At 57.4% G+C, this 11,624-nt stretch carries 3 protein-coding genes and 8 pseudogenes; 5 read left to right on the top strand and 6 right to left on the bottom strand.

The features are described from left to right. Window positions 1-338: 338 nt before the first annotated feature. A pseudogene (locus OH764_RS33945) lies at window positions 339-618 on the top strand (IS110 family transposase); the annotation flags it as partial. Window positions 619-876: 258 nt separating this feature from the next. Here OH764_RS33945 and OH764_RS33940 read toward each other — a convergent pair. Then, window positions 877-1,571 (bottom strand): annotated as a pseudogene (locus OH764_RS33940) (transposase); the annotation flags it as partial. 501 nt (window positions 1,572-2,072) lie between these two features. Here OH764_RS33940 and OH764_RS33935 point away from each other — a divergent pair. Continuing rightward, a complete protein-coding gene (locus OH764_RS33935) occupies window positions 2,073-2,882 on the top strand; it encodes an MOSC domain-containing protein (RefSeq protein WP_498851360.1) in 810 nt (269 codons plus the stop codon). Between the two features lie 161 nt (window positions 2,883-3,043). Here OH764_RS33935 and OH764_RS33930 read toward each other — a convergent pair. From OH764_RS33930 to OH764_RS33910, 5 pseudogenes are all read right to left on the bottom strand, one after another. Then, a pseudogene (locus OH764_RS33930) lies at window positions 3,044-3,977 on the bottom strand (IS3 family transposase); the annotation flags it as partial. Window positions 3,978-4,311: 334 nt separating this feature from the next. After that, window positions 4,312-5,327: pseudogene (locus OH764_RS33925) on the bottom strand (IS110 family RNA-guided transposase). Between the two features lie 307 nt (window positions 5,328-5,634). Further along, window positions 5,635-5,859, bottom strand: a pseudogene (locus tag OH764_RS33920) (IS110 family transposase); the annotation flags it as partial. Window positions 5,860-6,144: 285 nt separating this feature from the next. Then, window positions 6,145-7,274: pseudogene (locus tag OH764_RS33915) on the bottom strand (IS110 family RNA-guided transposase). Between the two features lie 72 nt (window positions 7,275-7,346). Then, window positions 7,347-7,792, bottom strand: a pseudogene (locus OH764_RS33910) (IS110 family transposase); the annotation flags it as partial. A 683-nt stretch (window positions 7,793-8,475) separates the two neighbouring features. Between OH764_RS33910 and OH764_RS33905 the strand changes: the two are divergent. The 3 genes and pseudogenes from OH764_RS33905 to folE all read left to right on the top strand — a co-directional run bounded on the left by OH764_RS33905 (window position 8,476) and on the right by folE (window position 11,456). Beyond that, window positions 8,476-8,826: a DUF4148 domain-containing protein gene (locus tag OH764_RS33905; RefSeq protein ID WP_498851359.1), complete on the top strand. Its 351-nt coding sequence runs from the start codon at window positions 8,476-8,478 to the stop codon at window positions 8,824-8,826. Between the two features lie 679 nt (window positions 8,827-9,505). Further along, a pseudogene (locus OH764_RS33900) lies at window positions 9,506-9,638 on the top strand (IS256 family transposase); the annotation flags it as partial. Between the two features lie 1,086 nt (window positions 9,639-10,724). Then, a complete protein-coding gene (folE, locus tag OH764_RS33895) occupies window positions 10,725-11,456 on the top strand; it encodes a GTP cyclohydrolase I (protein WP_498851358.1) in 732 nt (243 codons plus the stop codon). The last annotated feature ends 168 nt before the right edge of the window (window positions 11,457-11,624 follow it).

Raw genomic sequence — 11,624 nt, 5'->3', positions numbered from 1 at the left:
TGAGCAGAAGCGACGCGGCCAGCCGCTCAGCGCGAAAAACACAAAGCCCACTGCGAGCAAAAGCCACACTGCAATGCGGCGGCTGCGAGGCGCGAGTTCCCAGTGGCCGCTGCAGTACTAGTGAAGGTCTGCACAACTCGCTTTCAGATCACGGATTTGTTTTGCCAGTGAATCGTATTAGCCGTAAGAGCCTGCTGGGAGATTAGTGGTCCGGCTTTTGAAGCGTAAGGACCTCCGTGTGCCGGGGCTCGCGGCCTGGATCCCAGTTTCGGGCATTGCGTAAAGCCTTGCGTGCCATCCAGAGGTTGCCCAGTGCGAGAAGCGTCGTGATCCGCGGCGTTCCGTCAAGCGCCTCTTCCATCGCCGGGTCGCAACTCTATGGCATCAGTGAAAGAGGAGACAAGTACCCACGGACGCTGTTAATTCGCGGAGCGAGATTTGTCCTGATCCGCGTATCCGGCAAGCTCGATGCTCGAAGCCGCTGGCTGCAGGAGCCGATTGCACTTCGAGGCTTATATCAGAGCATGCGTTGCGCTCGCCGACAAGAACGCGCGCATCATTCAGGTACTTTTGGGCACCGAAGCGACATACAAACCTTTTGCACTGGCCGATTCATGAAGGCACTGAGGCTATGAAGGGCTCATCTTAGTCATAACCCATAACCATCACTGGTTTGCGAATCCTCCCCATTGTGATGACAAAACCGGTCAGACCAGCGTCCCAAGATCCTGTACTTTCTGCCGGCCGATAAAAAAGGGCCGAACTGCTGCCAACGACGGCGCGCGCGGATCTCATCAAGGCTGGGGGGCATGCAGGCAAGCCAACAAGCAAGCCGGAAGAAGTCGCCTCGTTCGTTCGGACAGGATCAGCAAGTTTTTAAGTGGAGTTGCTGAGCAATCGAACTACCAGTTTTAGCGCTGGCAGCGTGGCAAAGTATGCTTCATCCGGTGTCTGATCGGCCAGCCTCGAATGAGGCCGGTTCTGTTCATACCAGATCAGGTAATTGGCGATTGAGCGGCGGGCGTGGCTGACCGAGTCGTAGGCTTTCAGATAGACCTCTTCATCCTTGACGCTGCGCCGCACCCGTTCGAAGAACACGTTGTCACGCTTGGCGCCGTTTCCATCCATGGACAGAAGAACGTTCCGACTGAGCACCGCGTCGGTGAATTCGGTTGCGGTGAACTGGCTGCCCTGATCCGTGTTGCCGATCTCAGGCAGACCGTACTTCGCAAACGCTTCCTCGAGCGCCTCGACGGCGTGGTAGCTCTCCAGCGTGATCGCCACCCGATGTGCCAGCACCGGTCGGCTCGCCCAGTCCACGACGGCCGTCAGATAGACTAATAGACCATTTCAAGTGCGACGCGTGTCGCACTTGGAACAGTCTCTAAGCCACGCGCCATCGGGATATAGCTCGTATCGAGCGCCCAGACTTGATTGGCCCGGTCGATCTTCCGGTTGCGCAGCAGGCACGGCCAGATCTTGTGGGCTGCATCATGCTTGCGGCTCGTGTTCGGCTTGCGATACAACGCCTCGACGCCCATGTGTTTCATCAAGCTGCTGATGCTAGGGCGCTTCCTCCTGAAATTGCTAAAGGAGCCGAAGGTCGTTGGCTTTGAGCCCAGGATGCGCGTTCATAATAATTGCAACTCGTTGGCGAGCGGAACGCCCGGTTAGTTGGTATCCAAGCGAATGAACATCGGTTATGGAAAGCTGCGAACGTCCGTCGAGACTTGTTAGGCGCTTGACATTGGAGCGGGCGGGCACCGAGCTCGGTTCGCCTGCGCGCTTCGGCTTAAACGCCGGATTTAGCGAGATATTGTTGAAATCGTTGGACTATTCGTATTCCTCCAAACCTCTATTCAGACGCTATCTTTTCTCCGTCGAAATTTGCCTCGACGGACGAGTCGGTTGTTCGGCCTCCTCGGCGGCAAACGTCCAGCCTTCCAAACATGGCAGGATCCAACGCCGCCTTGGCAGAAATCGGTGTATGAATTTCCACGCATCGAAGGTGCGGGCTAGTACCATCCGTGTGAGCGTGGCACCCCGCCTCGCAAGAATAGGATGCCTGCGCGATGTCCTCCTTACAATCTGTTGTTGCATCAATTTGCCGATATCCTGTCAAGTCAATGATGGGGGAGGAACTTAACTCGGTCGCGATTATAAGACGCGGATTAGCGGGCGATCGCGCTTACTCGCTGATCGATGTTGAGACTAACAAGCTAGTCAATGCGAAGCACCCACAAAAGTGGCCGGAGATGTTCGCGTATCGTGCCCGTTACACCACGCCTCTAACTTCGCCCGAGGACGTGCCACCGGTGCAGATCACGTTGCCCAACGGCGACGTGGTTGACTCAACATCCGGCGACGCTGAGCAGACGCTATCCGCGGCGTTGCGCAAGGCGGTACGTCTTGTGCGGCCCGATGAATCGGACAAGGGGTTCGAGGGTCTAGTGCCTACGGTCGAAGGCGTGTCCGACCACGACTTCGTTTTCGACAAGATATCCCCGGCGGGAACGTTTTTCGACATCGGTTTGATCCATATCCTGACGACGTCGACCATCGACGCGCTTCGGAAAACGGTGCCTGCCAGTCGCATCGAAAGCCGCCGCTTTCGGCCTAATCTTGTTATCCGAACCGATGGCGAGGAAGGCTTTGTCGAAAACGGATGGGTGGGGCGCTCCCTGCGCATAGGGGAGGTCATGCTAAAGATCAAGCAGCCGACTCAACGATGTGTGATGACCACTTTGGCCCAAGGAGATTTGCCAAAGGACATGGCTGTCCTCAAGGCAATTTACCAAAATAACGGTGGCAACATCGGCGTTTACGCGGAACCGGTACAGATCGGAACGGTGCGAGTGAATGATCCGGTCCAGTTGATCTGATAACTGCCTGCGGAAGGTGAAAGACACCTGAGAGCCTCGAATGGCTCTGGCACCGACGAGTGGACTCACTCGTGTTCCATTCACCCGATATGTGCGAAACAGGGGAAAATGAAGTGGAACAGCCTGGAGTTTCCCCTGCTCGTGAGGACACGCGGACACCGTTAGATTGATGACTGCGCTGCACGCCTGAACCCGCGAGGCAAGCGATATTTCAGTGCTTTGTGCGGGAGGCGCTCATTGTAATGTTTAAAAATAACGGCCAGACGTGAGAGGGCTGTTGGCGCGTCAGGCTTATCCATATAGTCTACGTAATTTTGCTTCATGGTCTTCACGAACGACTCGGCCATCCCGTTGCTCTGCGGCGAGCGCACGGGCGAGGTCAACGGCTGCAGGCGCAGTTCGCGCGCAAAGCCGCGCGTGTGATGGTCGATGTAGGCCGAGCCGTTGTCCGTCAGCCATTCGATGGTCTGCGCGGCCTGCGTAGTGCCGAAGCGCTGTTCGACGGCAGCCAGCATCACGTCGCGCACCACGTCGCCGCTATGGCCTCCCGTTGTCGCAGCCCGGCTAATCGCCTCCCGGTCGCAGCAGTCCAGCGCGAACGTTACGCGCCGCGGCGTGCCATCGTCGCACCGGAACTCAAAACCATCGGGGCACCAGCGTGTATCGCTGCGGTCCACGGCAACTCGACCGTCATGCCGCCGCGTGTCTCGCCGCACGCCGGGACGACGCAGCAACAACTGGTGCTCCACGCATAACCCGATGCACCCGCGTGGGGTTGATGCACGGCGCGCTGGTCTGTCCTCGACTACGGCGCAGCAGTGCCCAGATGCGTCGGTAGCCGTAGGTCGGTAGGTGCGCGACGTGGGCCTGGATTTCCTCGACCAGTTCCGCGTCGTCGGTCGGTCTGGCGCTACGACGATATTGCCAAGCCGACGAGCGAGCCCATTTTGCTGCTACACCAGAACGCGCCACGCCGAAGACTTCACAGACCGTTTTCAATGGTCTTCCCCCGGCAACAAGGGCGAGCGCGCAAGCAGGTTTTCTTGAGCGGCCCCATTCCACGGCTTCCTTCAGGATTTCGACCTCCGTCGTCTTCTATATGGACGCTTCCGGCTTGCCATGGATGTGTTGCGTTGTTGAACAGATATGGGCTGCGGTTTCGTACATGGCCTCGTCCCGTTTGCCAAACAATCTGTTGTTCTACAGCAAGCAGGTAAAGGATTGCATATATACATTCGGCCTACTGATGGCACGGTTGTGCGTGGCCCCAATGGATTTCGCCCGGCGACTCCTACATATATCCACGGCTTCGCGAGCCCTAAGACTGCGCAGGTTTTGTCACCGACGGTCCGACCTGTTTGCCATTGAATCAGATCACTTGTGCAACCGATGAAGATGAATCTACTGCGTTATCCGATCGATGCTCTGTTCATACCGGTGGGGCGTACGCCAGATTGCGTGCGAGCAATGCCCAGATCGTCTTGGCAGTCTTGTTGGCAAGGGCCACCACGGCGATGTTTGTTCCGCGTCTCGCCTGAACATCAAGTATCCACCGTGATAGCGTATCCGTGTGTTTTATGGCTTGCTGGACGACAGATCTCGCGCCGTGCACCAGAAGCATTCTCAGATAACCGTTACCGCGCTTCGCGATACCAAACAGGCGATCCTTGCCGCCTAAGGAATGTTGGCGTGGCGTCAAACCCAGCCACGCCGCAAACTGTCTGCCATTAGAGAATTCTGTGGCACTTCCCGCCGCGGCGATGACAGCGGTTGCGATCAGCGGTCCGACGCCGCGAATTTTCTCCAGTCGCTGACTTGCGGGGGATGTCTTGTGTACTTGATGGATCAACTCATCGTACCGCGAGATCTGCTTGTCCAGCAGTACGAGTCGCTCGTACATATTACGCATCATTGACCGACTCAACACTGTCAGCTCGTTGCGTTCGTCGTGAATAATTGCTGGAAGCTGCTGCCGAACCTTCAACGCTGTTTGTGCAATGACCACACCGTATTCGGCCAGCAGACCACGTATCTGGTTGATTTGCGCGATACGGTCACGCATGAGCAGGCTGCGGATTCGGTGCATGGACTGGATGTCCTGCTGCTGAACGCGATTGACCGCAACGTAGCGCATGGTCGGGCGGGATGCAGCTTCAACGATTGCTTTTGCATCGTTGTGATCGTTCTTCTGGGATTTGACGAACGGTTTGACGAACCGGGGAGCAATTATCTGCACGTGGTGCCCCATCGCAGAGAACCGCCGCGCCCAGTAATGCGCTCCACCGCACGCCTCATGACGATACGGCAACAGGGCAGACTAACCACGGATTCCAGGAGCTTGTTGCGGCTGACTCGCCGGCTCAACACCGGGTGACCGCGTTCGTCTACGCCGTTCAGTTGGAAGATATTCTTGGCAAGATCAATGCTCAGCAACGCGACTTTCATGACGACCTCCGATCAGTCGTGGACCAGGGATTGCCCATACTGTCATGTCTCCCCGCGACGATCATTTGCATTACTGTCCCGAAGGTGGGACGAGGCCATTCCACTATATCCGGCCCATGCAGGTCGAAACCCGCTGGCCGCAATGGGATCCGCCGACTCAATCCTCATTTTTGCCACGGACCATGACGTCCGGAAGACGATGCAGGTTTGATGAGTCCCGGTCTTACCTGTTTGCCATTGCAACGTTACCTTGCGCAACCTTGAACTATTGAGTTGAAAATCATGACCTCACGAGCCAGGGTGCTAGTTAGGCCGCCTCGGCCTGCGGCGGGTAGCTTGCGCTGTAAGCACGGCCATGAGCCAGTAGAGCCCATATGGTTCGGGCTATCTTGTTCGCCATAGCGACGAATACGACATTGAGCGGACGCCGCATGCTTAACTGCATAGCCCACGACCCCGGGTCTTTTGCATGCTTCATGACGGAGCGCGCACCATGAATCATGAGGGTACGCAGGTATCGGTCGCCTCTCTGATATGGCTCTCGGTGTCAATCGGGATTGGTTTTGAACTTGGTGTTCACGTTCGTTTCCGAATTTCCTGAGGGCGGCGCAGCAGTAACTCTCGACGGTGGATCACGCTGATATTCGCGGGTTGGATACCGCATCACTGTGGTCCGTCTCATGAGCCTGCCGCTGACTTGCCTCGCAAATCGACCTGATGCCGTTGCTAAAAGAGGACGCGGGTTGCTCGAATACCGGGCTGCGCCGCCCTCAGGAAACTCTCCTTTCGTTGAACCGGGTACATGCTTCGCAGAAAGTTAGGCTAGCTGACCATAGTGAGGTATTGCCAAGGCCATGCCCAGCCGCCCAATGTCCCAGATAAAAGCGGCCAGTTCCCGTGCGACAGCAACGATGGCAACGTGGGCAATCCTTCCCCTAGCCTGGCAGCTGCCGGTATCGCCGGCACAGGCGCAATCGCGCGTCCCACGCCCGATCGATGATCGCTTTTGGAATACCTTCATGCCGGCGTTGAATATCGATGCTCGCACGCGCCGGATGCCGGTAGCTCCACGCGGACTCGACCAGCAGCTTTCTCGCGTCACTGTTTCCTGTCTTTGTGATGCTTCCTTGTCGCCGTTTGCCTCCTGACGAATGTTCTGACGGCGTTACACCAAGCCACGCCATCGATTGCCGCGGGTGTTCGAAGCGCAACAGATCGCCCAGCTCAGACACGAGGCCCACAGCCGACGTGAAGTTCATGCCCCGCATTGCTTGCAGAGCGAGTACGGCAGGATAAAAACGCCAGCCTGCAACCGCTTCACGCAGCGCGGTTTCCAGTCGTTCGCATGGCGCCAGGCGATCCTCGATCGTACGGCGGTGTTCGTTGAATGCCAGTTGTTGCCAGCCGCTGTCGAAGGCGAATGTGCTCAACCAGCGTCGATGGGTTGGTCCCCAGTCCGCGCGGCCAAGGTGATTCACACCATGCTGGAGCAGAAACGATTTCAGCCGGCATCGCGCCTGCTTGAGGTCTTCTCTCGCGGATGACCAGGCACGGGCCAGATCGCGAAATGCTTCATCTTCCACCGTGGGGACGTGCACGGCGGACAGATCACCGGCTGCAGCGAGCGGACCAGCTTGATGGCGTCGCGCAGGTCTGTCTTAACCCGCTCGCCGGGCTTGCGTAGGATGAGGGATGGCGCGCACACCATACAGTCGAAGCCCTGTCGATCAGCCGTCTGTACAGGCCGTAACCGCAGGGACCTGCTTCGTACACCACGTAGATGTGTCGAGCTTTGGACTGCAGTCGCTTGCATAGGCGATCAACTTCGATCTGTGTCGTGCCGATCTTGCCGAGCAGCTCCACGTCACTCATACCGACCGCATAGGCAACCATGATCGAATCCTTGTGAACGTCGAGCCCTACGTACAACGTGCTATCGTCTTGCATACTAGCCTCCGTGCCGGAAACAGACCGTTGAGTGGCGGTCCGTCCCCACTCAATGCGGCTCTGGTAGCAATGTAACTGATTGATAGCCTTCGTCCTGGCCTTGACTGCACTGCGTCTGGCAACGGAGACGGCGCGCATCGCTTCGGCGGCGCCGGACTGTGCCCTTGGAATAGCAGTAGCCTTTCCGGAGAGGACCGCACGCGCGGCGTTTTCGGCATCCGTGGGATCTTACTTCCCTTTGGATCGGCGCATTGCGCGATCGGGACGATTGACTTCAAGCACCTCGATTTCATGGTCGCGCAACACGCGGGCCGATCTGCTCCGTAGGTGCCGGTCCCTTCAACCCGGGGGCGGCGTAGCTGGCCGAACGAATGCGCCCATGTCAGCAGGTCGAGATATCCTGTCGTGTCGGTCGATACCGATAGCATTCCGAGAAGCCTGCCTGTGTCGCTGATCACAGCCCCGACATGCGCATCCAGGTGCGTGTCGACACCCAGAATCACTTCGTTTTGTTCCATGCGTTATCCATTGTAGTGGGCGCATCGCCAACCCCGCTCGCAGGACAGGACACTCATGGTGCAGTACATAGCTCCTATCAGGTCACAGGCGGTGAGCCCGGCAACGCTGGGGGAACGCCGGAACCCCATCGACAGGTCAGTACCAAGGCAGCTCGACCAATCTCAACATGGGCCAGATCGGTCCGACGTTCAGAAGCGATCTTAGACTGAGTGTCTCAACAGGGCCGTTGGTGTTTTCATTCGAGCCGCGTTGCAAGGGGTGTTTCCGATCGCAGAAGTACACGGCAAACGGCAGCGACCAGTGGCGCCGGGGACGTTCGAAGATGACAAGCTTGTAATGCGCTGGTCAGCATTGGGTCGGTGCTCCTTGCCGATAATTCGTTCGCCCCTCAAGATTTGCTGCTCAGGGAACCGCGCTGCGGTCCATAAATTTCGAAAGGCTTTGGAATAAACCTCGAGGCTTTGTGTTTGCCCTCATGTAGCCAGCTGCAAACCGATTAATCCGTAATCTCAGGAGAACAACGTTGGAAGAAACGAATGCCGACCCGCGACACCGAAAATTTTGTTGGTGAGGAGTCCGATGGTAATTAGCGATTGTCTAAATGATGCCGTCGATGTGTGCAAAGCGATTTTATCGGCGGCTTCGCGCCGCGAATCATTAACTTGCTTAAGGAGTATTGATCATGTCCAAATTGTTCGTAAGCCTCGCTCTCGCCGCTGCCGCTCTTGGCGCTCCGGTACTCAGCTTCGCTCAAAGCAGCGCTCCGCTCACACGCGCGGAAGTTCGTGCTGATCTGGTCCGCGTCGAGCGCGCTGGATATCGGCCTACCAGCGGTGACGATGTGAACTATCCGGCAGATATTCAAGCAGCGGAAGCGAAAGTCGCAGCGCAAAGCGATCAGCAACTGACTATGCAAGCCGTCGGCGGCATCGCGCAAAGCGGCAGTTCAGCGTCGGGTGCTGGGTCGCATACGGCTATACAACCTGCTTGCGTCGGCCCAGTCAGCTTCTGCAATATCTACGCCGGTAGCTAAATGGTCCAAGGTGGATTCTGTGCGCCGCGCAGTCACGCGCAGGGTCCCTACTACTTATCTGACCGTTATCAACCCTGAGTTTTGCCATGGGGGTCTGGCCATTAGCCGCAACGGTCTTCCGTGTCTGCATGCTTGATCGCATCGTCCAGCGCAATGGCGTCGGGCGCGCAACACGCCAAAGTGCCGATCCGCAATATTGTTTCAGTCCATGACGCTTTGGTTGCCAGCTCGGTACGGAGGCCGGCTGCCGTGTCGACGCGTGCTCGGTTGTGCAACGTGCAGACGGCTGAACGCTTCCAGGGCGCAACTCCTATTCCGCTCTTCCCGAAAACTCGATAGTGGCTGCAGGTACTTCGTCGGTGTAGCGGTGAGCGAGACCAGGCACCGCTTTCGACGCCCGCGCTTGATTGCATAGCAGGCCGATCGCGTGCTTGCGATGATAGCCCGTCAATTTGAGGGACCCGTCCAGCATCTGGCGTTTGCCGCTCCGGTCCGAACGTCGGTCACCCTCGCCGACCGCCTTAACCAAGTCCCGTCTTGTCGCCATGCTGAGTCGCCTCGTCATGAGTCGCTCCTGCCAGCCGTCTGGAATATAGCAAGTTACACGAGGAAACAACCCGAGCCTCGTAACAAACGACTTGAGTCAATGTGCCGGCCAACTTAATTGTCGCGCTCCAACGCGGCCAGCAAACTGCTGTACCTGGTCTCGCGCAGCATCGAAAGGGACTGGAAGATGCCACCTATCATGGGGACAAGCAGTCAATCAATTCGCCATTCTGTTCGGCGAGTGCTTTACCGTTGCCATCAGCTGAGCTTTTTTAAACCGACCTCAGCACACAAGATTTCTGACAGCTCCGTATCCGCTCATCTTGAGCCGATCCGGGCGAGTCGACGCGTGATTCGCAACATGGGAGCGTCGGTTTCGCTGATTGGAGAGATTCTTTCTGAACCTCAAGCGGAGCGCACATAGCAGCGTCAGTACACTAACCACGATGAGGCTCGGCGCGCCTACGAGGCGAATCCCGCAGCGAAAGAACCTATGTGCCTGCCGAAACGCGATGCTGATGCTGTAGAGCTGCGCATGGTCTCCGCGATAGAGCGAGTTCTTCGACATGCCGGGGAGTTCGCACACCTTTTCAGGACGGCACGCGGGCAACGGGCGAATACGAGAGACGCACGCGTCACCGGCATGATCGGTGTCCCAGCCATTCGGCGAGCCGACAGATTGAGTCGCGGCTGGCCGAATGGCTCGGACAGGCTGGCGACCCTTTTCGCTTCTGGCTTAACTCCGGCGGATGCAGATCCGCAAGCCCGAGGGGGCCGCCGCGACACGCTCGTTCAAAACACGCTCCCACCCACGTATTTTCGTTTCATAAGTGGTTGGAGGCCCGATCCAATGCCGATGGGAATGCGTGGCTTGCCGGTTCCTTTTCAACTCTTTCGTACGATCGGAAGGGGCGACCAACACCCCGGATGTCCTTGAACCGCTTGCGGTCATGCTCAACGAAAGCGTATCCGTGCCCCATGAAGCGAACGGGGCCGGTCGCGACGGTAAGAGCCAACTCTCTCTGCGCTGTGATGACGTGCACGGGTTGCATGGCAACCTGACGCCCGGCAGCGTGAGAATGATTTCTATGAGTTGACATTATTGCATCCTAACTCTCCATGAACTATTATATCGACGCATGACGTGTAGCTTTCCCGTTGAAAGACTTGGTCGGGAGCGCTATCGCTGCCACTTTTGGCAAGTAAATCCGCTTGCGATACCTAATGCCAGTGGTATTCGCCGGAGTGCGCCTCTGGCTCACGAGGATCAGATGACGCGTGCGCGCACCGCACCGGTCCACTTGACAACGCGTTAGTAGCTAGCTGCTGTATGCCAATCTAAGGAGAAGTAGATGGGATCCGTGATCGACTGCAGAGCTTCCGTGGATAACGCCACACCGCCCTACATTTCTGCATCAAGCGTCATACGCGAGAGGCTGAAGCGGGCAGGTGAGCGTTTCCACGCCAACGACAATATTTCCGTATTCATCAACGACGGCGAACTGAGCGCGTTGGAGGAAGAGGTTGCCGTACATATCGCCAACGCGCTTCGCGCTATGGTGATCGACGTAGACAACGATCACAACACGCGCGACACAGCAAAACGCGTAGCAAAGATGTATCTGCGGGAGGTGTTCGCTGGCCGCTACGGATCGGCGCCACGGGTGACTGAATTTCCCAATGTCGGCCAGCTAGACGAATTGATGGTGGTGGGTCCGCTACGCCTGCGTAGCACATGCTCGCATCATCTTTGTCCCATCATGGGTCATGCTTGGATTGGTGTGCTGCCGAATGCGCGCTCAAATTTGCCGGGGCTTTCAAAGTACTCGCGCCTGTTGAACTGGATCATGTCGAGGCCTCAGATTCAGGAAGAGGCCGTGAAACAGATGGCGGACCTCCTAGAGCAGCGCATTGCTCCCGACGGGCTCGCCATAGTCATCGCGGCAGACCACTTTTGCATGCACTGGCGGGGCACCAAGGACGACGGCGCGCAGATGACAACCAGTGTGATGAGAGGCCGCTTTCTCGAAGATTCCGCTCTGCGGAAAGAGTTTTTTTCGCTGATCAAACGAAAGAACAGCTGAGATCAAGCAGAGCGCGCTACGGTCGCGTTTTACCTCATGCCACCCATGCACCATGGAAGCTAAGATGCAAGACGCTGCCGTATTAGAACAAGCATCGCTCTCACGCGAATCACCCAAGGCAACGCCATCGTGCAGCGATGCTGCGGGTCGAGATGCGTGTGCGCGCGC

Origin of the sequence: Burkholderia sp. M6-3, assembly GCF_050858985.1 — a bacterium.
GTDB classification, from domain to species: domain Bacteria; phylum Pseudomonadota; class Gammaproteobacteria; order Burkholderiales; family Burkholderiaceae; genus Paraburkholderia; species Paraburkholderia caledonica.
The sequence above is the reverse complement of the archived record's forward strand: the minus strand, read 5'-3'. Positions and strand labels throughout refer to the sequence as shown.

Excerpts from the sequence above, each read along its gene's own strand:
- OH764_RS33935 (WP_498851360.1), top strand. The coding sequence starts at position 2,073 with ATGTCCTCCTTACAATCTGTTGTTGCATCAATTTGCCGATATCCTGTC.
- OH764_RS33905 (WP_498851359.1), top strand. The coding sequence starts at position 8,476 with ATGTCCAAATTGTTCGTAAGCCTCGCTCTCGCCGCTGCCGCTCTTGGC.
- folE (WP_498851358.1), top strand. The coding sequence starts at position 10,725 with ATGGGATCCGTGATCGACTGCAGAGCTTCCGTGGATAACGCCACACCG.